This is a genomic window from Paraburkholderia sp. Cy-641, assembly GCF_011752945.1.
Classification (GTDB): Bacteria; Pseudomonadota; Gammaproteobacteria; order Burkholderiales; family Burkholderiaceae; genus Paraburkholderia.
This window is the reverse complement of the sequence record NZ_VWWM01000008.1, coordinates 59,444-84,261: the sequence shown is the minus strand read 5'-3', so window position 1 is coordinate 84,261 and position 24,818 is coordinate 59,444. Positions and strand designations below refer to the sequence as shown.

Here is a 24,818-nt window from a genome sequence, read left to right as displayed (position 1 = left end):
CCAATGAGCAGCGTTCCAGCCGTCACCCCATCCCATGCCACGTCGCTCAAGGCGGACTACAAAGTGGCCAAAGCCCAGTTGCTGGAGCGCTTCCGGACGGCCACCAACGTCGACGCGCTGATGGCCGCCCTCGCGCGCGCCACCGACGGCTCGCTGCGCGCCGCCTGGGAGACCTGCGAGCTGCCCGGCGAGTTCGCGCTCGTCGCGGTCGGCGGCTATGGACGCGGCGAGCTGGCGCCGCATTCCGACATCGACATTCTGGTCTTGCTGCCCGACGCGCCGCTCGAACATGCCGAAGCACGTATCGAGCGCTTCATCAGCCTCGCGTGGGACCTCGGGCTCGAACTCGGCAGCAGCGTGCGCAGCGTGTCGCAATGCCTCGAGGAAGCGGCCAACGACGTCACCGTGCGCACCTCGCTGCTCGAAGCGCGGCGCATCACCGGCAGCGCCGCGCTGTTCGACGACTTCGCGGCGCGCTACCACGAGGCGCTCGACCCGAAGGCGTTCTTCACGGCGAAGGTGCTCGAAATGCGCCAGCGCCACGCGAAATTTCAGGACACGCCCTACGCGCTCGAACCGAACATCAAGGAGAGCCCGGGCGGGCTGCGCGACCTGCAGCTGATCCTGTGGATCACGCGGGCGGCCGGCTTCGGCAGCAGCTGGCGCGAACTCGAAGCGCGCGGGCTTATCACCGAGCGCGAGGCGCGCGAGCTGCGCCGCAACGAGGGCTTCCTGAAGGCGCTGCGCGCCCGGCTGCACGTGACCGCCGGGCGCCGCCAGGACATTCTCGTGTTCGACCTGCAAACGCCCGTCGCCGAGAGCTTCGGCTACAAGCCGACGACGACCAAGCGCGCGAGCGAACAGCTGATGCGCCGCTACTACTGGGCCGCGAAGGCCGTCACGCAACTCGCAACGATCCTGATCCAGAACGTCGAGGCGCAACTGTTCCCGAGCACGAGCGGCATCACGCGCGTGCTGTCGGCGCGCTTCGTCGAAAAACAGGGCATGCTCGAAATCGCCGCCGACGACGTGTTCCAGCGCGAGCCGAACGCGATCCTCGAAGCGTTCCTGCTGTACGAGCAGACGCCCGGCGTGAAGGGCCTGTCGGCGCGCACGCTGCGCGCGATCTACAACGCGCGCGACGTGATGGACCAGCACTGGCGGCGCGATCCGGAGAACCGCCGGCTCTTCATGGCTATCCTCAAACAGCCGGCCGGCATCACGCACGCGCTGCGGCTCATGAACCAGACCAGCGTGCTCGGGCGCTATCTGCTGAATTTCCGCCGCATCGTCGGGCAGATGCAGCATGACCTCTATCACGTCTACACGGTCGATCAGCACATCCTGATGGTGCTGCGCAATCTGCGCCGCTTCGCGGTCGCCGAGCACGTGCACGAATATCCGTTCTGCAGCCAGTTGATCGCGAACTTCGACCGGCCGTGGGTGCTGTACGTGGCGGCGCTGTTTCACGACATCGCCAAAGGCCGCGGCGGCGATCACTCGACGCTCGGCATGGTCGACGCGCGGCGCTTCTGCCGTCAGCACGAGATCGACGGCGAGGACGAGAACCTGGTCGTCTGGCTCGTGCAGCAGCATCTGACGATGAGCCAGGTCGCGCAAAAGCAGGACACGAGCGACCCCGAAGTGATCAAGCGCTTTGCCGAACTGGTCGGCACCGAGCGGCGCCTCACCGCGCTCTATCTGCTGACCGTGGCCGATATCCGCGGCACCAGCCCGAAGGTCTGGAATACGTGGAAAGGCAAGCTGCTCGAAGACCTCTACCGCGCCACGCTCGCCGTGCTCGGCGGCGCGCGGCCCGATGCGCATTCGGAACTGAAGTCGCGGCAGGAAGAGGCGCTTGCGCTGCTGCGCCTCGAAACCGTGCCGGAAGGCGCGCAACGCGCGCTGTGGGACAAGCTCGACGTCGGCTACTTCCTGCGCCACGACGCGGCCGATATCGCATGGCAGACGCGCGTGCTGTACCGTCACGTCGAAACGCCGACGCCGCTCGTGCGCGCGCGGCCGTCGCCGATCGGCGAGGCTTTGCAGGTGCTCGTCTACGTGAAGGACCAGCCCGATCTGTTCGCGGGCATCTGCGCGTATTTCGACCGCAACGGCCTGTCGGTGCTCGATGCGCGCGTGAGCACGACGCGTCACGGCTATGCGCTCGACAACTTCCTCGTCGCGCACACCGAAGAGGACGTGCACTACCGCGACATCGCCAATCTGGTCGAGCAGGAACTGACCGCGCGGCTCGCGGGCCACGGCACGCTGCTGCCGGGGCCGTCGAAAGGCCGGCTCTCGCGCCTGTCGCGCACCTTCCCGATCACGCCGCGCGTCGACCTGCGGGCCGACGAGCGCGGCCAATACTACATCCTGTCCGTGTCGGCGAACGACCGGCCGGGCCTTCTTTATTCGATCGCGCGCGTGCTGGCCGAGCACCGGGTCGGCGTCGCCTCGGCGCGGATCAATACGCTCGGCGAACGCGTCGAGGACGTGTTTCTGCTCGAAGGGCACGGCCTGTCGGACAACCGCCTGCAAATTCAGGTCGAAACCGAGTTGCTGCGCGCGATCGCAGTGTGAGATTTCATGCGAACCAAGTTAACAGCCAAGCATCCGCGGCCGGCTTCGTCCGAACGCGCCCCTGTGCGTTCCGGCAGCCCGTCGGCCCGCAAACCGACGCGCCCGGCGGGACCGAAACCCGCAGCGGCCGGTTTCGGCGCGGCGCGCGAAGGCGCTGCGGCGACGAGCGGCAAGCGGCCGGTTGGCGGCAAGCCCGCAGCGGGCGGCGCGCGTGCGCTGCGGGCCGAAGGATCTTTTGCGCGCGAGCGCAATACAGGAGGGGCCGGTGGGCCGCGTCGTAGTGAGGGTGAACGGGCGCCGCGCCGGTTTGAGGGTGCGGGCGAACGTGCTGAACGCGCACCGCGTCGATTTGAAGGCAGTGGCGAACGCACTGAACGGGCTCCGCGCCGATTCGAAGGAGCGAGCGATCGTGGCGAGCGTGGTCCCCGCCGCGACGCCGGCGATCGTGCCGAACGTGCGCCGCGTCGATTTGAAAGCAGCGGTGAGCGCTCCGAACGGGCTCCGCGCCGATTCGAAGGAGCGAGCGATCGTGGCGAGCGTGGTCCCCGCCGCGACGCCGGTGATCGTGCTGAACGTGCACCGCGTCGCTTCGAAGGCAGCGGTGAGCGCTCCGAACGGGCTCCACGCCGATTCGACGGTGCGAGCGATCGCGGTGAGCGTGGCCCCCGCCGCGACGCCAGCGATCGTGCCGAACGGGCTCCGCGTCGATTTGAAAGCAGCGGTGAGCGCTCCGAACGGGCTCCGCGCCGCTTCGAAGGTGCGAGCGATCGTGGCGAGCGCGGTCCCCGCCGCGACGCCGGTGATCGTGCCGAACGCGCACCGCGTCGGTTCGAAGGCAGTGGCGACCGCGCCGAACGCGCGCCACGCCGCTTCGAAGGCAGCACGGGTCGCGCCCCGCGCAGTTTCGGCGACCGCCCGCCGCGCCGCGATGACGGCGAACGCCGCCCATTCGGCGGTTCACGCGCGGACAACGCCGGCCGCGCGCCGGAAGGCAGAGCCCGCGACGATCGTCCGATGCGACGCGAACGCGATGCGTCCGATCGCCCCCGTTTCGGCAGCGACCGTGCCGGTTCGCCGGCCCGCCGCGACGGCGAAGGCCCGCGCCGCTTCGAAGGCGAGCGCGGCACGTTCGAGCGCGGCGAGCGCCGCTTCGCCAAGCCCGTAAAAGAGGGCTATGCCGAACGTCCGGCGCGCACGCCGCGCGATGAGCGCGATGAGCGGGCACCGACGAAGCGCGAGTATGGCGAACGCCCTGCCCGCAACGCCGAGCGCGGTTTCGACAAAGCCGTGCCGTCGGCGACACGCCGCTTCAGCGACGCCCGCCCCGCACGCGCCGCCAGGCCCGAAAAAGCCGCGCGAGCCTCGGCCACGCGCAGCGAACATCACGACCACGACCTCGACACGACCGCCGAGGGCGACGCCCCGCGCCGCCCGCGTCGCGACCAGGAAGACGCGCCGGGCATGCTGCGCCTGTCGAAGCTGATGTCCAAGCTCGGCCTGTGTTCGCGCCGCGAAGCCGACGAATGGATCGAGAAAGGCTGGGTCATGGTCGACGGCGAGCGCATCGATACGCTCGGCACCAAGGTGTTCCCGGATCAGCGCATCGACATCGATCCGGCTGCCGAAGCCGCGCAATCGAGCCAGGTGACGGTACTGATCCACAAGCCGGTCGGTCTCGTGTCGGGTCAGGCCGAAGACGGTTATCAGCCGGCCATCACGCTCGTCACGCCCGAGAACCGTTGGGAAGGCGACCGCTCGGACATCCGCTTCGCGGTTTCGCATCTGCGTCAGCTCGCGCCGGCCGGACGGCTCGACATCGACTCGACAGGCCTGCTCGTGCTGACACAGGACGGCCGCATCGCGAAACAGCTGATCGGCGGCCATTCGGATGTCGACAAGGAGTACCTCGTGCGCGTCGCCTATGGCGAGCACACGGTCGACGTGGAGAGCCATTTCCCGGCGGACAAGCTTGCGCTGCTATGCCACGGCCTGTCGCTCGACGACGTGCAACTGAAGCCCGCGCAGGTGAACTGGCAGAACGGCGAGCAGTTGCGTTTCGTGCTGCGCGAAGGCCGCAAGCGCCAGATTCGCCGCATGTGCGAGCTGGTCGGCCTCGAAGTGATCGGCCTCAAGCGTGTGCGCATGGGCCGCGTGGTGCTCGGCGCGCTGCCGCCGGGCCAATGGCGCTATCTGTCGGAAGACGAGTCGTTCTGACGCCGCGGGTGCCCGCGCAAACGAAAACCCCACGCCTTTCGCGTGGGGTTTTTCGTTTCCGGCGACGCTTTATTCGCAGTCGGCAACCGCCGCCCGCGCCGCGCGATACAGCCTCAATCGTCGCTATTCGGATCGAGGTCCGGGAACAGGATCTCGGTAAAACCGAACTTCGAGAAATCGGTGATCCGCATCGGATACAGCTTGCCGATCAGGTGATCGCATTCGTGCTGCACGACGCGCGCGTGAAAACCCTCGGCGACGCGCTCGATCGGCTTGCCGAACTGATCGAAGCCGTGATAGCGGATCATCGTCAAACGGCTCACCGCGCCGCGCAGCCCCGGCACCGACAGGCAGCCTTCCCAGCCCTCTTCCATGTCGAGCGAGACCGGCGTGATGGTCGGGTTGATCAGCACCGTCTCCGGCACCGGCGACGCGTCCGGATAGCGTTCGTTCTTGCCGAAGCCGAAAATCACGACCTGCAGGTTGACGCCGATCTGCGGCGCGGCAAGCCCCGCGCCATTGGCATCGTGCATGGTCTCAAACATGTCCTTCACGAGCTCATGCAACTCGGGCGTGTCGAAATGATCGACCGGCTCGGCGATCTGCAACAGACGCGGATCGCCCATCTTGAGAATTTCGCGAATCATCAGTGCCCCTCCAGGAGCTTGCGCATACCATCTTCGTCGAGTACGGGGATGCCGAGTTCCTCGGCCTTCGCAAGTTTGCTGCCCGCGTCGGCGCCCGCCACCACGTAATTGGTTTTCTTCGATACCGACCCCGCTACTTTGGCGCCGGCCGCTTCGAGCATGTCCTTCGCATCCTCGCGCGACAGATTCGGCAGCGTGCCCGTCAGCACCACGGTCTGCCCGGCCAGCACGCCCTGCGGCGCCTTCGGCGCGGGCGGCCCCTCGGGCCACGTGACCTTGCCCGGCGCGCGCAACTGCTCGATCACCGTGCGGTTGTGCTCCTCGGCGAAGAACTGGCGCAGCGATTCCGCGACCACCGGCCCGACGTCGTTGACTTCGAGCAGTTCTTCGAGCGGCGCGTCCATGATCGGGGTCAGCGAGCCGAAATGCTTCGCGAGATCCTTCGCGGTCGATTCGCCGACGTGCCGGATGCCGAGCGCGTAAATGAAACGCGCGAGCGTCGTGTGCTTGGCTTTTTCGAGCGAGTCGAGCAGATTCTGCGCCGATTTGTCGGCAAAGCGGTCGAGTTCCGCGAGTGTCGCGAAACCGAGATTGAACAGGTCGGCCGGCGTGCGCACGAGATTCTGCTCGACCAGCTGATCGATGATCTTCTCGCCTAGGCCGTCGATATCGAGCGCGCGCCGCTGCGCGAAGTGCCAGAGCGCCTGCTTGCGCTGCGCCGGACAGAAAAGCCCGCCCGTGCAGCGCGCAATCGCCTCGTCGGGCAGCCGCTCGATGGCGGAGCCGCACACCGGGCACTGCGTCGGCATCACGAACTCGCTCGCATCGGCCGGGCGCCGGTCGAGCAGCGCACTGACCACTTCGGGAATCACGTCGCCGGCACGCCGCACGATCACCGTATCGCCGATGCGGATGTCCTTGCGGCGCACTTCGTCTTCGTTGTGCAGCGTAGCGTTCGTAACCGTCGCGCCGCCGACGAACACCGGTTCGAGCCGCGCGACCGGCGTGATCGCGCCGGTGCGGCCCACCTGCACGTCGATCGCGACGAGCTTCGTCAGCGCTTCCTGAGCGGGGAATTTGTGCGCGAGCGCGAAGCGCGGCGCGCGCGACACGAAGCCGAGCGCGTCCTGTTCGTCGCGCCGGTTGACCTTGTAGACCACGCCGTCGATGTCGTACGGCAGCGTGTCGCGCTTCTCGCCGACCGCGTGGAAAAAGCCGAGCAGTCCTTCGGCACCCTGCACGACCGCGCGCTCGCTATTGACCGGCAGGCCCATCTCCTTGTACCAGTCGAGCAGTTCGCTATGCGTGGCCGGCATCTCGATGCCGTCGAGCACGCCAATGCCATAGGCGAAAAACGACAGCGGCCGCTGCGCGGTGATCTTCGAATCGAGCTGGCGCAAGCTGCCCGCCGCCGCATTGCGCGGGTTCGCGAATTCGCGCTGTTCGGCCGCGCGCTGCCGTTCGTTCAGGCGCTCGAAATCGCGCTTGAACATCAGCACCTCGCCGCGCACGTCGAGCACGCGCGGCACGCGATTGCCCTTCAGCTTCAGCGGAATCGAGCGGATCGTGCGGACGTTTCCTGTGACGTTCTCGCCGGTCGTGCCGTCGCCGCGTGTCGAGGCCTGCACGAACACGCCGTCGACATAGCGCAGCGAGATCGCGAGACCGTCGAACTTCAGTTCGGCCGCGTATTCGACGAGTACATGCGCCACCGGCACCGGCGGCTCGCTCGCGTTCTTGCCGAGCGCGTCGCTGACGCGCTTGTCGAACGCGACGATGTCTTCATCGGTGAAACCGTTGTTCAGCGACAGCATCGGCTGATCGTGCACGACCTGCTCGAAGCCGCTCGCCGCTTCGCCGCCGACGCGCTGCGTTGGCGAATCCGGCACAATCAGCTCCGGATGTTCGGCCTCGATGCCCTCCAGTTCCTTGAACAGCTTGTCGTACTCGGCATCGGGCAGGTCCGGCTGATCGAGCACGTAGTACGCGTAATTCGCGCGTTCGAGTTCCGCGCGCAGCCACGCGGCCCGCTCCGCCGGAGCGCTGGTTGCAGAAGGGGGGACGGGAGTTCGGGCCATGCTGTCGGAGGCTTCTCAACGTGAAATTCAGACCTTGGATTATCGCAGGAAGCGTGCCCCTTTACATCGGCCGAATGGGTGCGTCGAAGGGGTACTTCGAATGGCTGCTTCGGGCGCTTTGCGGGTGCCGTAAAGACCCGCGCACCTGCCACGCACCCGCACGCACCGGCGCAACGCATCGCCGCACGCTGCCCAAGCCGCAAACGACAACGGCCGCACATCGTGCGGCCGTCTCGCCCCAACGCGGATGGCGCGCCGGCTTACTGGCTGAACAGCCGCCGCGTGGCCGGCGAACCCGCCGGAATGCCGGCCTGTTCGAGCTTCGCGTAGAGCGTCATCAGCTGCTTTTCGATGGCGAGCAGCGCGCTCTCCGGCAAGGGCCGGCGGCCATCGTCGACCACGCGCCCGCCGATGCGCTCGGCGAGCGACTTCGCGTAATCGCACATGAGCCGGAACGGCAGGATGTCTTCGTCGGCAACCGGCACGTCGAGCACGAGCGTAATCATCTCGCCGCCCTTGTACGTGAGGTCGTCGCGCAGGAAGTTGGTGTCGCCGAATTGCAGCATGAACACCGGGCTTTGCCGCGAATCAAGTTTGACGAAGCGCGTGCCGTCGCGCGAGAGCAGCAGGCCGTCTTGCGAGGCAACCGCCTGCACGTAGTTGGCCGACCACGGCGCGCCGTCGGACAGCACGTTGATCGACAGTTGCGCGTCGCACTGCGCGGCAAAGCCGTCGAGCTCGCGCGCCATCGCCACGGTTTCGAGCATGTCGGGGAATTCGGGCGACGCGTCGAGCGCGTCGGCGAACTGCTGCACGCCGGTCACGAATTCGGAAAACTCGAGTTCGTTCAACGCGCCGCTGCGGTTCGCCAGTTGCGCGGCCGCGCGCAGTTCCTCGTAGCGCGTGCCGTTTTGCAGCAGCTCCCAGGCGCCACCTTCGGGCTTGCCCTCGATATGCACGGGCTTGCTGCCGGCGCGGCGCAGACGCTGCGCGAGCGGAATCACCTTGTCGCCGGCCACCGGGCCGTTCAGACGGATCGGCACGATGCAGTCGATGCGCCGATCGACGATCGCAGGCGGCGCCGACGAAATCGTCGTGGCGGCCGGCAGGACCGGCTCGACGCGCTCCTGCGCGGCGGGCGCGGGCTGGGCCGCGGGCGCCTCGGCGGCTCGCTCGCCGTCCTGCCCCTGGGCCGCGGCGTGCTCGCCTTCGGTCTCGCCCTCGGCGGCCGGATAACCGTTCGGCGAGGTCGTCTCGGCCTGGATATCGGCCGGCGTATCGAGCGGCGCGGCGCTCACGCCGAACGTCGGCTCGACGCGCGCGGCAGCCGGATCGGCCGCCGCCTCCGTATTCACAGTCGGTTCGCGCCGCGTGGCCGGGCGCGCCGGCTCGATGAACGGGCTCTGCTCCTCATGCTCGTCCCGCGCGAGACTCTCGGCGGTCTCGGCCGGCATGGGCCGCGGCATCTTGCGGCGCACCTTCGCGCCCTGCCACGCGTTGTATACGACCACGCCCCCGACCACCACGGCACCCGCGCCGATCAAACCGAGTGTCAACTCGTCCATGCATGCTCCATCAGCAATTCTTCTATCCGCGCGGCCCTGCGTCCGCTGCCCGTTCCGCGCGGCTTGCACTGCAAGCCGCTGCGCTGAACGCGGACGCCCGCGCAGGCTTTAACTTAAACGATATTCTGGGCGAAACCGGCCGCCGTTTCCATGTCGACCGCGACGATCCGCGACACGCCCTGCTCCTGCATCGTCACGCCGATCAGTTGCTGCGCCATTTCCATCGCGATCTTGTTGTGCGAGATGAACAGGAACTGGGTCTTGTCCGACATCGCGCGCACGAGGTTCGCGAAACGCTCGGTGTTGGCGTCGTCGAGCGGCGCGTCCACTTCGTCGAGCAGACAGAACGGCGCCGGATTCAGCTGGAACATCGCGAACACGAGCGCGGTCGCGGTCAGCGCTTTCTCGCCGCCCGACAGCAGGTGAATCGTCGAATTCTTCTTGCCCGGCGGCTGCGCCATCACCTGCACGCCGGCATCGAGAATTTCGTCGCCGGTCATGATGAGCTTGGCCTGACCGCCGCCGAACAGACGCGGGAACAGTTCGCCGAAATGACGGTTCACTTCGTCGAAGGTGCTTTGCAGAAGCGTGCGCGTTTCGGCGTCGATCTTGCGGATCGCGTCTTCGAGCGTTTCGATCGCGCTCGTCAGGTCGGCCGACTGCGAATCGAGGAAGCTCTTGCGCTCGGTCGCGGCCTTCAGTTCGTCGAGCGCGGCCATGTTGACGGGCCCGAGCGCGACGATCGCGTTGTTGATGCGCGTGACTTCGCCCTGCAGGTACGACGGCTTCATGTCCGGCGTGAGCCTCGTCTGCAACTCGGCTTCGTCGACGCCGGCCGCGACCAGTTGCTCGACGAACTGCTCGCCGTTGATCCGCGCAGCCTGCTCCTTCAGTTGCAATTCGTTGATGCGGTCGCGCAGCGGCTGCAGCGCACGCTCGGTGCTCAGGCGCGTTTCGTCGGCCGCGCGCAGCTTCGAGGTGAGGTCGTCGAGTTCGATGCGCGCGGCGCGCAGCGCCTCTTCCTTCGCGGTGCGGATGTCGAGCGCATCCTGCAGGCCGGTATGCGCGGTCTGCTCGTTGATCGTTTCGAGTTCGGCGCGCGCGTCTTCGAGCGAGCCCGCGACGCGCTCGCTCTGCTCGTGCGCGACCTGGATGCTGCGCTTCAGTTCGTCGATGCGGTTCGCCATGTTGCGCGCGGCAAAGCGCGCGTCGGTGGCGGCGCGGTCGAGATCACGCACGTCGCCGCGCGCGCTCGTGAGCGTTTCGTCGAGTGCTTCGAACGCAAGCTGATGATCCTCGAAGCGCGCCTGCAACTCGGCGAGTTCGCCGTCGTGACGCTCGAAATTCGCTTCCGATTCCGCGCGCAGCGCGCGCTGCTCGTCGATCTGCGCGGCGATCTCTTCGAGTTCCTCGCGAATCTGCGTGCTGCGCTGCGTGTAGCGCTCGTGCGCCTGGGTGAGCTTGAGCACGTCCATCTGCAACGCGTGGACACGCTGCGTCGCGCGCTCGGCCTGCTGGCGCGCGTCGCTCAGCGCCTGCGCGGCCTGCGTATGCGCGGCTTCGGCGCGGATCGCGGCGGCCTTTGCCTCGTCGGCGAGCAGCGCCTGCGCGCGCACCTGGCGGCCGAGGTTTTCGATTTCCTGCTGACGCGCGAGCATGCCGGCCTGTTCGGAATCGGCCGCATACAACTGCACGCCGACGCGCGTAACCACATGCCCCGCCTTGACGACGAACGCGCCGCCTTCCGGCAGTTGCGAGCGCATCGCAAGCGCCTGTTGCAGGTCGTCGGCGACGAACGTGAGGCCGAGCCAGTCGTTGAGCACCGCGCGGATGCCCGCATCGTCGATCCGCACGAGCGCCAGCAACGGCCGCAGCGCGGCCGGCGCGGCGGCCGCATGGCTGGCCGCCGGCGGCGCGTAGAAAGCGAGCTTGGCGGGCGGTGCGTCGGTGGCGAACGCCTTGACCCAGTCGAGGTTCGACACTTCGAGCGCGGCCAGACGCTCGCGCAGCACCGCTTCGAGCGCGGCTTCCCAACCCGCTTCGACGTGCAGCTTCTTCCACAGACGCGGCAGGCCGCCCAGTTCGTGCCTGTCGAGCCACGGCTGGATCTTGCCCTCGGTCTGCACGTTCTCCTGCAATTGCCTGAGCGCGGCGAGACGCGCGTCGAGCTGATGAATCTGCGCGCTTTCGGCCTGCACGCGCTCCTGCGCGGCGCGGCGCTCGGCATCCAGACGCGGCAGTGTTTCCTGCGCCTCGGCGAGACGGCCTTGCGCGTCGTGCAGAATTTCCTCGTGCTCGGCGAGCTGCATGCGCAACTCTTCGAGCTGCGCTTCGTCGGGCGCGCCGAGACCGCCCGCTTCCGATTTGAGCCGCTCGTGACGCTGCTGTAACTGCTGCAACTGCTGATCGGCATTGCGCTGATGCGCGGCTTCGAGCTTGAGCGCCTGCTCGGTTTGCGCGATGCCGCCGCGCTCGGTGTTCAGTTCGGCCTGCGCATCGCGCCAGCGCACTTCGAGCGCGGGCAGCGCGTCGTGCTTCGCGGCGGCGTCCTCTTCGGCGAGCGCGGCTTTTTCTTCGGCGACGGCCAGTTGCTCCTCGGCGTCGGCGATATCGTCCTGCGCCTTGCCGGCCTGCGCCTGCCACTGCTCGCGCTGCGCGGTCAGCGCGGCGATCTGCGCCTGCACGCGGTTGCGCGATTCGACGATGAAGCGGAGCTCCGCTTCGAGCCGGCTCACCTCGGCGTTGGCTTCGTAGAGCGCGCCTTGCGCGCCCTGCATCGCATCGCTCGCCGAATAGTGCGCGACGCGCAGCGTTTCGAGTTCCGCCTCGACTTCGCGCAGCTTCGCGGTTTGCGCTTCGAGGTCGATCTGCGCCTGTTCGATCGCGCGCTGCTGGCGCTGCTGCTCGCCGGCCGCCTCGTTCTTGCGCAGCAGCCACAGCAGACGCTGCTTTTCCTCACCGTCGCTTTGCAGCTCGCGATAACGCGTCGCGACGACCGCCTGCGCCTCGAGCTTTTCGAGGTTCGAGCCGAGTTCGCGGACGATGTCCTCGACGCGCGTCAGATTCTCGCGCGTGTCGTGCAGACGGTTCTCGGTCTCGCGGCGGCGTTCCTTGTACTTCGAGACGCCCGCGGCTTCTTCGAGGAACACGCGCAGCTCTTCGGGCTTCGCCTCGATCAGCCGCGCGATCATGCCCTGGCCGATGATCGCGTAGGCGCGCGGCCCGAGGCCCGTGCCGAGGAAGATGTCCTGGATGTCGCGGCGGCGCGCCGGCAGATTGTTGATGTAGTAGCTCGAGGTGCCGTCGCGCGTCAGCACGCGCTTCACGGCGATCTCGGCATACTGGCCCCACTGGCCGGCGGCGCGGCCGTCCGCATTGTCGAACACGAGTTCGACGCTCGCGCGGCTGCCGGGCTTGCGGGCAGTCGAGCCGTTGAAGATCACGTCCTGCATCGACTCGCCGCGCAACTCGGAGGCACGCGATTCGCCGAGCACCCAGCGCACGGCGTCGATGATGTTGGATTTGCCGCACCCGTTCGGCCCGACCACGCCAACTAACTGGCCCGGAACCTGGAAATGCGTGGGATCGACGAAGGATTTGAAGCCAGCGAGTTTGATCGAGGTCAGACGCACGGCGATTTCGCTGTTTGAAAAGGAGAAGTGATAGGTGGCTCGCGGCGCGGCACGGAGCGTTCGCCGCCGGGGCGGAACAGGCCGTGCATCCTCGCGATGCCTTCGCGATACGGGTGCCGGCTGCATGTGCTCGAGTACTCAGGTTCGAGCGCGCGCCGGCTAATGAGGGGGAATCATACCATCGCACGTGGACGATTCTTACCGCCTTCTACCGCCCCCGCGCTAGCCGGCACGGCCGTCGCAATCGTGATGGCCGTTGCGCTAGCCGGGCGCGCTCATGTCCGCGATGGCCGGATCGGGCGGCGCCGTCTTCGGGCGATGCACCCAACTGGAAAGCACCGAGGCCAGCACGATGCAGGCGCCGCCGGCCCATTCGCGCGGGCCCGGCACCTCGCCCGCGAAGAGCCACGCCGAAAGCGCCGTCACGACGAGTTCGAACAGCATGATGATCGACGCGCGATTGGCCGGCACGCGCGCGAGCCCGTATTGCACGAGCATATTGTTCGAGGCGAGCAGCAGACCGAGCCCGAGCACCAGTAACGCCACGGTGCCAAGATGGGCGCCGGCGGGCGGCGCCGGCATCGGCTCGAACAGCGCGGCGCAGGCACCGAGCAGCGCCGCGCCGCCGAAGATCGTCGCGGTGCGCATTTCGGGCTTCATGTCCGGCAGCACGCGGCTCGTCTTCAGGATCAGCACGTTGCTCATCGCGAAGCCCATGCCGCCCGCGAGACCCGCCCATTCGGCAGGATTGCCGGGCAGCGGAATGCCGAGCCGCGGCGACCACAGCATCGCCATCGCCCCGGCGAGCGACAGCGCGGCGAGCGCCGCGCCCGGCCACGTGAGCCGCTCATGCAGGATGAAGTGCGCGAACAGCGCGGTCCACGCGGGCGTCAGATAAAACAGCAGCAGCACGCGCATCACCTGGCCGTGGATCGCGCCCCAGACGAAGCCGAGATTCGTGATGCCCGCGGCAAGTGCGAGCGCGGGCAGCAGCCAGTGCCAGCGCACCGTTTTCAGCGCGCGGCGCCGCACGAGCAACACGAACAGGCAGCCGGCGCCGCTCGTGAGCGCGCTCGCGGCGCTGCCGGTCACGCCGAGCGCGGCCAGCATGCGCAGCGGATACCAGACCATGCCCCATACCGACGCGCCCAGCATGATCGCGAGGGTCGGCCAGCCGTTGCGAAGCCAGTTGCTCATACGGCGGGGCTCCGGGTGATTCGGCTGGCGGCGCGCCGGTTTCGTCCGGCGGCCTCGTGAATGGCTGCGTGCATTGCTGCGATTGCTGAGTACATGGCTGTTCCTGCGTGTTCTGTTGCGCGAACCGTAAGGGGTTCGCGACGTTCCTGTTGCGGCGCAAACCGTCCGCGCCCGTGAGCGCCCCGCTTTGCCCGCCGGCCGCCGCGCCGCCGACATGCCACGCTATAATCGGCGCTTCGCCGTCGCTGTCCATCGCGGCCTGCTCGCCGGGTGCATGAAACACGTTTTTTCATGCGCTGCCCGTCTTCCGGCGCGCGTGCCCGGCTTTCCATCCGTCCGCGTTCATCTTCGCCCAGGCCCGACCCGCTCGTGAATCCGCTACTCGACTCCCTTCAGACCTATCCGTTCGAAAAGCTGCGCGCGCTTTTCAAGGACGTCACGCCGCCGGCCGGCCTCGCGCACATCAGCTTCGGCATCGGCGAACCGAAACATCCGACGCCCGCGCTGATCCGCGAGGCCGTCGTGAATTCGCTCGGCGGCCTCGCCGCCTATCCGGCCACGCTCGGCTCGGCGCCGCTGCGCGAGTCGATCGCGCAATGGGTCGCGCGGCGCTATCACCTGCCGCCGCTCGATCCGGCCACCGAAGTGCTGCCGGTGTCGGGCTCGCGCGAGGCGCTGTTCGCGCTCGCGCAGACGGTGCTGAATCCGCGCCGCGATGCCAGCGGAGAGCCTGCGATCGTACTCTGTCCGAACCCGTTCTATCAAATCTACGAAGGCGCGGCGCTGCTCGGCGGCGCGCAGCCGTACTTCGTCAACAGCGACCCGGCGCGCAACTTCGCCTGCGACTACTCGACGGTGCCCGCCGAGGTCTGGGCCCGCACGCAACTGCTCTACGTCTGCTCGCCCGGCAATCCGACCGGCGCCGTGCTCACGCTCGACGACTGGCGCGAGCTGTTCGCGCTGTCGGACCGCTACGGCTTCGTGATCGCCTCGGACGAGTGCTACTCGGAAATCTATTTCGACGAAGCAAAACCGCCGCTCGGCGGCCTCGAAGCGGCCCACCAGCTCGGCCGCGGCTTCGAGCGCCTCATCATGCTGTCGAGCCTGTCGAAGCGCTCGAACGTGCCGGGCATGCGCTCGGGCTTCGTCGCCGGCGACGCGCAGATTCTCAAGGCCTTCCTGCTGTATCGCACGTACCACGGCGCGGCGCTCTCGACCGTGTTCCAGAGCGCGAGCGTCGCCGCCTGGAACGACGAGACGCACGTGCGCGAGAACCGCGCGAAATACCTGCAGAAGTTCACCACGGTTACGCCGATGCTCGCCGAGGCGCTCGACGTGCACCTGCCCGACGCCGCGTTCTACCTGTGGGCCAACGTCGAGCGCACCGGCCTCTCGGACACCGAGTTCGCCCGGCGCCTCTACGCCGACTATAATGTGACGGTCCTGCCGGGCTCGTTCCTTGCGCGCACCGCGCACGGCGTGAACCCCGGCCGCAATTTCGTGCGCCTCGCGCTCGTTGCCGATGTCGACGAATGCACCGAAGGCGCGCAGCGGATCGTCGAATTTTGCCGGTCGCTCGGCGGCCACTGAGTGCAGCCTGAGCCGCATCCCCTTCTTCAGACTTCAACCCTTCAGAAAATCACGCCTATGTCGCAACAACTTCAGCAGATCATCGACACCGCCTGGGACAACCGCGCCGAGCTGTCGCCGAAAGCCGCGCCCACTGAAGTGCGCGAAGCCGTCGCCCACGCGATCGAGCAACTCGATAAAGGCGCGCTGCGCGTCGCCGAAAAGAAGGACGGCGACTGGGTCGTCAACCAGTGGCTGAAGAAGGCCGTGCTGCTGTCGTTCCGCCTCGAAGACAACGCGCCGATGCCGGCCGGCGGCTACTCGCAGTTCTACGACAAGGTGCCCTCGAAGTTCGCGAACTACACCGCTGAAGACTTCGCGGCCGCCGGCTTTCGCGTGGTGCCGCCCGCGATCGCGCGCCGCGGCTCGTTCATCGCGAAGAACGTCGTGCTGATGCCGTCGTACACCAACATCGGCGCCTACGTCGACGAAGGCACGATGGTCGACACGTGGGCCACCGTCGGCTCGTGCGCGCAGATCGGCAAGAACGTGCACCTGTCGGGCGGCGTCGGCATCGGCGGCGTGCTCGAGCCGCTGCAGGCGAACCCGGTCATCATCGAAGACAACTGCTTTATCGGCGCGCGCTCGGAAGTCGTCGAAGGCGTGATCGTCGAGGAAAACTCGGTGATCTCGATGGGCGTGTACCTCGGCCAGTCGACCAAGATTTACGACCGCGAAACCGGCGAAGTCACGTACGGCCGCATTCCGGCGGGCTCGGTCGTGGTGGCGGGCAACCTGCCGTCGAAGGACGGCACGCACAGCCTGTACTGCGCGGTCATCGTCAAGAAGGTCGACGCCAGGACGCGCGCCAAGGTCGGCCTGAACGAGTTGCTGCGAGGCGACTGATGGCGCGCGGCAACAAAACCGTCGTCTACGGCATTCCGAACTGCGACACCGTGAAGAAAGCGCGCGTGTGGCTCGAAGAGCACGGCGTCGAGTTCGAGTTTCACGACTTCAAGAAGGCCGGCGTCACCGAGCCGCTCGTGCAGGACTGGTTGAAGGACGTCAAGCTCGACGCGCTGCTGAACCGCCGCGGCACGACGTGGCGCGGCCTGTCCGACGACATGAAGGCGGCTGCGGAAACGCAGCCGGGCGCCATTGCCTTGATGATCCACAAGCCGTCGGTCATCAAGCGGCCCGTGCTCGTCGTCAACGGGCGCGTGAAATCGCTCGGCTTTTCGGCGGACGACTACGCGGCGCTGTTTGCCTGAATGTGCTGGCGCTTGCCTCGGCTGCCCGAGGCTCACGCGCCATGTCCAGGCACAACCGGGCACCCGATAGTCGAACGCGCGGCCGCGCGCCGCGTCGTTCCAAGGCTGTTGCCGGCTGCGGTGAAACACCGCCAGCCGGCATTTTTTCATTTCAAAGTGGTTTGCACTGAATCCATGTCCGGCACCCTCGCCCTTACCGAACAACTGATCGCCCGCGCTTCCGTCACGCCCGACGACCAGCATTGCCAGCGTCTTCTGATCGAGCGCCTCGCCGCGCTCGGCTTCGAGCACGAGACGATCGAATCCAACGGCGTGACCAACCTGTGGGCCGTCAAGCGCGGCGTCGACGGCAGCGGGGGCAAGCTGCTCGCGTTCGCCGGCCACACCGACGTCGTGCCGACCGGCCCGCTCGAACAGTGGCACTCGGCGCCGTTCGAGCCGACCCAGCGCGACGGCAAGCTGTACGGCCGCGGCGCGGCGGACATGAAAGCGTCGATCGCGGGCTTCGTGGTCGCGAGCGAGGAATTCGTCGCGGCGCATCCTGCACACCGCGGCTCGATCGCCTTCCTCATCACAAGCGACGAGGAAGGCCCCGCCACCGACGGCACCGTCAAGGTGGTCGAAGCGCTGCAGGAACGCGGCGAGCGCATGGACTACTGCATCGTCGGCGAGCCGACGTCGAGCGTGCGTTTCGGCGACACGGTCAAGAACGGCCGACGCGGCTCGATGTCGGGCAAGCTCGTCGTCAAGGGCGTGCAAGGTCATATCGCCTATCCGCATCTGGCGAAAAACCCCGTGCATCTGCTCGCGCCCGCGCTTGCCGAACTCGTCGCCGAGCACTGGGACGAGGGCAACGAATACTTCCCGCCGACCACCTGGCAGGTCTCGAACGTCCACAGCGGCGCCGGTGCGACCAACGTGATTCCCGGCCATGCGGACGTGATGTTCAACTTCCGCTTCTCGACCGCCAGCACCGTCGAGGGACTGCAACAACGCGTGCATGCGATTCTCGACAAACACGACCTCGACTACGATCTGCACTGGACCGTGAGCGGCCTGCCGTTCCTCACGCCGCGCGGCGATCTGTCGAACGCGCTCGCGCAGGCGATCAAGGACGAAACCGGCGTGGACCCCGAGTTGTCGACCACCGGCGGCACCTCGGACGGCCGCTTCATCGCACGCATCTGCAAGCAGGTGATCGAGTTCGGGCCGCTCAACGCGAGCATCCACAAGATCGACGAACATATCGAACTCGCCCATATCGAGCCGCTGAAGAACGTGTATCGCCGCGTGCTCGAACAACTGATCGCGTAACGAGGGACCTACGATGACGCTGCCGTTTTCCACCGTTCGCGACCTGCTGCGCTACGCGGTGTCGCGCTTTAACGAGGCCAAACTGTCGTTCGGCCACGGCTCGGCCAATGCCTACGACGAAGCCGCTTATCTGGTGCTGCACACGCTGCATCTGCCGCTCGATCTGCTCGATCCGTTCCTCGATGCACGTCTGACCACGGCCGAAATCGACGCGCTGCTCAAGGTGATCGAGCGGCGCGCCGCCGAACGCGTGCCGGCCGCCTACATCACGCAGGAAGCGTGGATGCACGGCTATCGCTTCCACGTCGACGAGCGCGTGATCGTGCCGCGCTCGTTCATCGGCGAGCTGCTGCAGGACGGCCTGCAACCGTACGTGGAAGACCCCGAGCAGGTCGGCGCGGTGCTCGAACTGTGCACCGGCTCCGGCTGCCTCGCGATTCTCGCCGCGCACGCGTTTCCGAACGCCGATGTCGATGCGGTCGACCTGTCCGCGCCCGCGCTCGAAGTCGCGAGGCGCAATGTGGCGGACTACCACCTCGACGAGCGCATCGCGCTGTTCGAAGGCGATCTGTACGCGCCGCTCGCCGAGCGCCGCTACGATGTGATCATCAGCAACCCGCCGTACGTGAACGCCACCTCGATGCAGGCGCTGCCCGCCGAGTACAGGCACGAGCCAGAAATGGCGCTCGCGGGCGGCGCGGACGGCATGGACATCGTGCGCCGGATCATCGCCGAGGCACGCCACTGGCTGACCGACGACGGCGTGCTCGTGGTCGAGATCGGCAATGAGCGCGAGCACGTCGAGGCGGCATTCGGCGGGCTCGATCTCGTATGGCTGCCGACCAGCGCCGGCGACGACAACGTGTTCCTGATCCAGGCCTGCGACTTGCCGGTCTGAGCCTGACATGATGTCGGCTTGGCATCGCTCGGAGCCTCGCCCCGAGCCTGGTTTCAAGCCGAGTTTGGAGCCTGGTTTCATGCGGGGTTTTCAGGCAAGCTGGCAACGGTTTGCCGCCACGGTGCGCCGCATGGCGCGGCACGCCGGCCTGAAAGCGTTGCCCGGCCTATTCGCGGCATATCACGGAGCGGGCTCGCTACCCACTCCCGCGCCCTGAAACGCCGCGCTTCGCCCACTATTCGCGAGCTTATGCAATTCGACCTGCTTCACGTCGGCCCGCTGGTTGCCCTTGCCCATATTCTCGGCATCATCGCGGCCTGCCATGCGATTCTCCACACGCGCACCTCGCAAGGCGCGATTGCGTGGGCCGTGTCGCTGGTCGCGATGCCGTATCTGACGCTCATCCCCTACCTGTTTCTCGGCCGCAGCAAGTTCGCCGGCTACGCGGACGCGCGCCGCGTCGAGAACGAACTGCTGCGTACGCGCGCGCATCCACGGATATGGGACTCGCAGTCGTCGTCGGCGGGCGTGCCGACGCAGCAACTCGGCGCGCGGCTCGTGCAGTCGCTCACGCGTCTGGGCGGCATGCCGTTTCTGCCGGGCAACAGCGTACGCACGCTCGTCAACGGCACGGCGACCTTCGAGGCGATCTTCACGGCGATCGAAAACGCGCGCCGCTACGTGATCGTGCAATTCTTCATCGTGCGCGACGACGCGCTCGGCGACATGCTCAAGGACGCGCTGATCGCGAAGGCGCAACAAGGCGTGCGCGTCTATTTCCTGTACGACAGCATCGGCAGCTTCGATCTGCCGCATCGCTACATCGCGGCGCTGCGCGCGGCCGGCGTCGAGGTGCATCCGTTCGCGACGAACCGGCGCTTCGTCAACCGGCTGCAACTGAACTTCCGCAATCACCGCAAGATCGTGTCAGTGGACGGCGAGCGCGCGTTTGTCGGCGGTCATAACGTCGGCGTCGAATACCTCGGCGCGAAACCGCCGCTCTCGCCGTGGCGCGATACGCACATCGAGGTGCGCGGCCCGGCGGTCGCGAGCATCCAGTTCGTCTTTATCGAAGACTGGTACTGGGCCACGCAGCAACTGCCCGATTTCGACGTGCCGGCCGGCGTGCCCGCCGCCGTGTCAAGCGACGCGCCGGACCCGCCGGCCCCTGGCGCCGACTCCGCCGCGAGCGGCATGCACTGCCTCGTGATGCCGAGCGGCCCCGCCGACAAGCAGGAAACCTGTTCGCTCTTTTTCGTCGAGGCGATCAACGCGGCGCGCGAGCGGATCTGGATCACGACGCCCTATCTCGTGCCCGACGAAGCGGTGTTCTCCGCACTGCGGCTCGCGGTGCTGCGCGGCGTCGACGTGCGCATCCTGATTCCGAGCCGGCGCGATCATCTCGTCGTGTTCGCCGCCTCGAAACTCTACGCGTACGACTCGCTACGCGCGGGCATCCGCATCTTCCGCTATCAGCCCGGCTTCCTGCATCAGAAGGTCGTGCTGATCGACAGCGCGGCCGCCGCGATCGGCAGCGCCAATCTCGACAACCGCTCGTTTCGCCTCAACTTCGAAATCATGGTGCTGACCGTGGACCGCGGCTTCGCGCTCGAAGTCGAAACGATGCTGCTCGACGACTTCGCCGAGTCGCGCGAAATCGATCGCAGCGAGTACCGTCAGGCCGGCCCGCTGCGGCGCATGCTGATGCACGTGGCGCGACTCTTTTCGCCGATCCTGTAGCCCTCTCGTACCCAGCGACGCTCAAGCCGCGCGAATCGAGCAGCGAATCAAGTAGCCAATCGAGCCGCGAATCAAACCGCAAATCAAACCCTCAGCGCGCGACGGCACGCTCACAGCAGCGCTTCGATATCCTCGGTCATCGTCTCGGGCTTGGTTAGCGGCGCATAGCGCTTCACGACGTTGCCGTCGCGGCCGATCAGAAACTTCGTGAAATTCCACTTGATCGCCTCGAGGCCAAGCAGCCCGGGCGCTTCGCCGGTCAGATAGCGGAACAGCGGATGCGCGTTGGCGCCGTTCACCTCGATCTTGTCGAACATCGGGAACGTCACGCTGTAGTTCTTCTCGCAGAAGCTGCCGATCTGCGCGGCATCGCCCGGCTCCTGCTTGCCGAACTGGTTGCAGGGGAAGCCGAGCACCGCGAGCCCGCGTGCCGCGTAGGTGTCGTAGAGCTTCTGCAGGCCCGCGTATTGCGGCGTGAAGCCGCACTCGCTCGCGGTGTTGACGATCAGCAGAACCTTACCCTCATACGTCGCGAGACTCGCTTCCTCACCGCCGAGCGTGCGCGCCGAAAACGAATAGATCGATGTCATGTGCTCTCCCGTGAAAGCCGTCAGTCTATGCCAAAAGACACGCGAATACAGTCGGCCGGATGGCCGATGCCGGCTGCGCCGCGCATGACACGAGACGAACCGCGCGAGGCGGCGCGGCAATACGCGGCAACGCACAGCGATACGCGGCCGCCGCCCGGCGGCACACCGCGGCACGAGGCGAGCCCCATTGGCAAGCCCCGCCGCCGCGAATCGTCGCGGCCATGCGCCCGGTGCCACGCGGGGCAGTCTAAAATAGCGGTTTTCTTCAGCCGGCCACGTCGTGATCCGCTTCAATCAGTTCAGCCTCGCGCGCGGCACCAAGCCGCTTTTCGACAACACCACGTTCACGCTGAACCCCGGTGAAAAAGCCGGGCTCGTCGGCGCGAACGGCGCGGGCAAATCGACGCTGTTCGCCGTGCTGCTCGGCGAGCTGCACGCGGACGGCGGCGATTTCTCGATCCCGCCGACCTGGCGCATCGCGCACGTCGCGCAGGAAACGCCCGCCGTCGACAAAACCGCGCTCGCCTACGCGCTCGACGGCGACGCCGCGCTGCGCGACATCGAAGCGCGCATCGCCGCCGCCTCGGCGGCCCACGACGGCGCGGCCGAAGCCGAAGCGCACGCGGCGTTCGCCGACGCCGACGGCTACACCGCGCCGGCACGCGCCGAAGCGCTGCTGCTCGGCCTCGGCTTCACGCTCGACCAGACGCGCGAGCCGGTCAGCAGCTTCTCGGGCGGCTGGCGCATGCGGCTCAATCTCGCGCAGGCGCTGATGTGCCGCTCCGACCTGCTGCTGCTCGACGAACCGACCAACCACCTCGACCTCGACGCGATCGTCTGGCTCGAAGACTGGCTCAACCGCTATGCCGGCACGCTGATCGTGATCTCGCACGACCGCGAGTTTCTCGATTCGGTCTGCAACGTCACGCTGCATCTGGAAAACCAGCAGATCAAGCGCTATGGCGGCAACTACTCGCAATTCGAAGTGCTGCGCGCGCAGCAGATCGCGCTGCAACAGAGCGCGTATGAGAAGCAGCAGCGCACGGTCGCGCATCTGCAGAGCTATATCAACCGCTTCAAGGCGCAGGCCACCAAGGCGCGCCAGGCGCAAAGCCGCGTGAAAGCGCTGGAGAAGATGGAGCTGATCGCGCCCGCGCACGTCGCCTCGCCGTTCACGTTCGAATTCCGCACGCCCGACTCCGCGCCGAATCCGATGATGGTCATGGAAGACGTGCGCTGCGGCTATCGCGCCGAAGACGGCAGCGAGATTCCGATCGTCGAGCGCGTCATGCTGTCGATCCAGAACGGTCAGCGCATCGGTCTGCTCGGTGCGAACGGCCAGGGCAAGTCGACGCTCATCAAGACGCTCGCGGGCACGCTCGAATCGCTCTCCGGCCACGTGCGCGAAGGCAAGGGCTTGCGCATCGGCTACTTCGCGCAGCATCAGCTCGAAACGCTGCGCCCCGACGACACGCCGTTGCAGCATCTCGCGCGCCTCGCGCCCGATACGCGCGAGCAGGAACTGCGCGACTTCCTCGGCAGCTTCAATTTTTCCGGCGACATGGCGACCGCGAAGATCGCGCCGTTCTCTGGCGGCGAAAAAGCGCGCCTCGCGCTCGCGCTGATCATCTGGCAGAAGCCGAACCTGCTGCTGCTCGACGAGCCGACCAACCACCTCGACCTCGAAACGCGCCACGCGCTGACGATGGCGCTCGCGCAATTCGAAGGCACGCTGATTCTGGTCTCGCACGACCGCCATCTGCTGCGCGCGACGACCGACCAGTTCATGCTGGTCGCGAAGCACCGTCTGCAGGAGTTCGACGGCGATCTCGACGACTATCGCGACTGGCTCTTGCAGCATGCGGCCGAGCAGCGCGCGGCGCTGAAGGCGAATGCCTCGGGCGCGGCCGAGGCGGCGTCCAACGGCGCGGCAGGCAATGCCGACGGCAACGTCAATCGCAAGGAACAGCGCCGTCTCGAAGCGGAAACGCGGCAGAAGCTGGCGCATCTGAAAAAGCCGCTGCAAAGCCGTATCGCGAAGATCGAAAAGGAAATGGACGCGCTCAACGCGGAGAAAACGACGCTCGACGCCTTCGTCGCCGATCCCGCGAGTTACGAGCCCGAGCAGAAGAGCAAGCTGACGGACGCGATCCGCCGGCAGGCAGATGTGAATGCGCGCCTCGACACGCTCGAAGCCGAATGGCTCGAGACGCACGAGGAACTCGAACAGATCGGCTAGCGGCACGCAGCGCCGGGCCGCGCCGGCATCGATGGGAGCCTGGCCTTGTCATTCGCAACCTCATCGTCCACCTTATCGTCCACATCGGCGGCGGCCCCGGCGCTGCAAGGACTGCGCGTGCTCGACCTCACGCGTCTGCTGCCCGGCCCGGTGGCCGCGCTGCGGCTCGCCGAACTCGGCGCCGACGTGCTGAAAATCGAAGCGCCCGGCGCGGGCGACCCGACCCGCACGATGCTGCAATCGTCGGCTGACCGCGTCGCGGGACGGCCCGGCGCGTTCTACCGGATGGTCAATCGCGGCAAGCGCGAAACGCGCCTCGACCTCAAATCGGAGGCGGGGCGCCATGTGCTGCGCGCCCTCGCGGCCGACGCGGACGTGCTGATCGAGAGCTTCCGGCCCGGCGTGATGGAGCGTCTCGGCCTCGGCTACGAGACGCTGCGCGCGGCGAATCCGCGGCTCGTCTATTGCGCGATCAGCGGCTATGGCGCGAGCGGTCCGTTCGCGCAGCACGCCGGCCACGATCTGAATTACATCAGCTATGCGGGCGTGCTCGATCAGCTCGCCGCGCGCGACGGCACGCCGATCCTGCCCAACTTCCAGATCGCCGACCTGCTCGGCGGCGCACTCGCCGCCGTCACGCAGATTCTCGCCGCGCTCTGGCAGGTGGCGCGCGGCGGCGAAGGCCGCTTCGTCGATGTCTCGATGACGCACGCTTCGTATGCGCACAACGTCATCGCGCAAGTCTCGCTCGCCAACGAGGGCGCGGCGCCCGCCGCCGGCGCCGGCCTGCTCAACGGCGGCGTGCCCTGCTACAACCTGTATCGCACACGCGATGGCCGCTGGCTCGCGGTCGGCGCGCTCGAACTGAAGTTCTGGGAAACGCTGTGCATGGCGCTCGACCGGCCCGAATGGGCGACGCGTCACTGGAGTCTGGGTCAGGCGATCGGCGGTCCGGATGCGCTTGCGCTCACAGAGGAACTGGGCGCCGTGATCGGCACGCGCACGCTAGCGGAATGGATGCAGTCGCTCGAAGCGCTCGACTGCTGCGTGTCGCCGGTGTTGACGGCGGCCGAGGCCGCGCGGCATCCGCTGTTCGATCCGCAGGCGTATGCGGCGGCCGGCGATGGCCTGAACGGTAGCGATGAGGAAAACTTCGCGGGTTAGCGAGGATGCCGCCACGGCGGCTGCGCGACGGATTCCACGAGAATCAAATGCGCGGCCTCGCGCAATACCGCAATACCGCAATACGATGGACCTCGGCGGCCGTCGCATGACGAGAAC

At 67.2% G+C, this 24,818-nt stretch carries 16 protein-coding genes; 10 read left to right on the top strand and 6 right to left on the bottom strand.

What is annotated here, in order from left to right; translation table 11 throughout:
• Window positions 1-3 precede the first annotated feature (3 nt).
• Complete coding sequence (locus F3J20_RS06625; RefSeq protein ID WP_167282616.1) at window positions 4-2,583, top strand: [protein-PII] uridylyltransferase; 2,580 nt, start codon at window positions 4-6, stop codon at window positions 2,581-2,583.
• A gap of 1,014 nt (window positions 2,584-3,597) precedes the next feature.
• Window positions 3,598-4,797 (top strand): pseudouridine synthase, encoded by a 1,200-nt coding sequence (locus F3J20_RS32520; RefSeq protein WP_345889849.1) that lies wholly within the window; start codon window positions 3,598-3,600, stop codon window positions 4,795-4,797.
• A 113-nt stretch (window positions 4,798-4,910) separates the two neighbouring features.
• On the opposite strand, the gene def is transcribed toward F3J20_RS32520, so the two are convergent.
• The 5 genes from def to F3J20_RS06595 all read right to left on the bottom strand — a co-directional run bounded on the left by def (window position 4,911) and on the right by F3J20_RS06595 (window position 13,916).
• Window positions 4,911-5,444 carry a peptide deformylase gene (def, locus tag F3J20_RS06615; RefSeq protein ID WP_167282612.1) on the bottom strand — a complete coding sequence of 178 codons (534 nt, stop codon included), beginning with the start codon at window positions 5,442-5,444 and terminating at the stop codon, window positions 4,911-4,913.
• Window positions 5,444-7,522: an NAD-dependent DNA ligase LigA gene (ligA, locus tag F3J20_RS06610; RefSeq protein ID WP_167282610.1), complete on the bottom strand. Its 2,079-nt coding sequence runs from the start codon at window positions 7,520-7,522 to the stop codon at window positions 5,444-5,446. The genes def and ligA overlap by 1 nt, the downstream gene beginning before the upstream one ends.
• A gap of 260 nt (window positions 7,523-7,782) precedes the next feature.
• Window positions 7,783-9,087, bottom strand: coding sequence for a cell division protein ZipA C-terminal FtsZ-binding domain-containing protein (locus tag F3J20_RS06605; protein ID WP_167282608.1), 1,305 nt, complete (start codon window positions 9,085-9,087; stop codon window positions 7,783-7,785).
• A 113-nt stretch (window positions 9,088-9,200) separates the two neighbouring features.
• The gene (smc, locus tag F3J20_RS06600; protein WP_167282606.1) at window positions 9,201-12,719 is read right to left on the bottom strand and encodes a chromosome segregation protein SMC; all 3,519 of its coding nucleotides are present in this window, start codon (window positions 12,717-12,719) and stop codon (window positions 9,201-9,203) included.
• A 261-nt stretch (window positions 12,720-12,980) separates the two neighbouring features.
• On the bottom strand, window positions 12,981-13,916 hold the full coding sequence (locus F3J20_RS06595) for a DMT family transporter (RefSeq protein WP_167282604.1): 936 nt from the start codon (window positions 13,914-13,916) through the stop codon (window positions 12,981-12,983).
• A 369-nt stretch (window positions 13,917-14,285) separates the two neighbouring features.
• On the opposite strand from F3J20_RS06595, the gene dapC reads away from it, so the two are divergent.
• From dapC to cls, 6 genes are all read left to right on the top strand, one after another.
• Window positions 14,286-15,506 carry a succinyldiaminopimelate transaminase gene (dapC, locus tag F3J20_RS06590; RefSeq protein ID WP_167282602.1) on the top strand — a complete coding sequence of 407 codons (1,221 nt, stop codon included), beginning with the start codon at window positions 14,286-14,288 and terminating at the stop codon, window positions 15,504-15,506.
• Between the two features lie 57 nt (window positions 15,507-15,563).
• Window positions 15,564-16,391, top strand: a complete 828-nt coding sequence (dapD, locus tag F3J20_RS06585) for a 2,3,4,5-tetrahydropyridine-2,6-dicarboxylate N-succinyltransferase (protein WP_167045225.1) — start codon at window positions 15,564-15,566, stop codon at window positions 16,389-16,391.
• Entirely contained in the window at window positions 16,391-16,756 is a 366-nt protein-coding gene (locus F3J20_RS06580; protein ID WP_167282601.1) for an ArsC family reductase, read from the top strand. Before dapD ends, F3J20_RS06580 begins: the two co-directional genes overlap by 1 nt.
• 174 nt (window positions 16,757-16,930) lie before the next feature.
• Window positions 16,931-18,070 carry a succinyl-diaminopimelate desuccinylase gene (gene dapE, locus F3J20_RS06575; protein ID WP_167045200.1) on the top strand — a complete coding sequence of 380 codons (1,140 nt, stop codon included), beginning with the start codon at window positions 16,931-16,933 and terminating at the stop codon, window positions 18,068-18,070.
• A gap of 13 nt (window positions 18,071-18,083) precedes the next feature.
• Entirely contained in the window at window positions 18,084-18,968 is an 885-nt protein-coding gene (prmB, locus tag F3J20_RS06570; protein ID WP_167045197.1) for a 50S ribosomal protein L3 N(5)-glutamine methyltransferase, read from the top strand.
• A gap of 249 nt (window positions 18,969-19,217) precedes the next feature.
• Window positions 19,218-20,708 (top strand): cardiolipin synthase, encoded by a 1,491-nt coding sequence (gene cls / locus F3J20_RS06565; RefSeq protein WP_167282599.1) that lies wholly within the window; start codon window positions 19,218-19,220, stop codon window positions 20,706-20,708.
• Between the two features lie 110 nt (window positions 20,709-20,818).
• Here the strand turns inward: cls and F3J20_RS06560 are convergent, their stop codons facing one another.
• Window positions 20,819-21,298: a glutathione peroxidase gene (locus F3J20_RS06560; RefSeq protein WP_167045191.1), complete on the bottom strand. Its 480-nt coding sequence runs from the start codon at window positions 21,296-21,298 to the stop codon at window positions 20,819-20,821.
• Window positions 21,299-21,578: 280 nt separating this feature from the next.
• Here F3J20_RS06560 and F3J20_RS06555 point away from each other — a divergent pair, with 280 nt between their 5' ends.
• Together F3J20_RS06555 and F3J20_RS06550 are read left to right on the top strand one after the other, a co-directional pair.
• Window positions 21,579-23,537: an ATP-binding cassette domain-containing protein gene (locus F3J20_RS06555; protein WP_167282597.1), complete on the top strand. Its 1,959-nt coding sequence runs from the start codon at window positions 21,579-21,581 to the stop codon at window positions 23,535-23,537.
• Between the two features lie 102 nt (window positions 23,538-23,639).
• Window positions 23,640-24,701: a CaiB/BaiF CoA-transferase family protein gene (locus F3J20_RS06550; protein WP_167282720.1), complete on the top strand. Its 1,062-nt coding sequence runs from the start codon at window positions 23,640-23,642 to the stop codon at window positions 24,699-24,701.
• The last annotated feature ends 117 nt before the right edge of the window (window positions 24,702-24,818 follow it).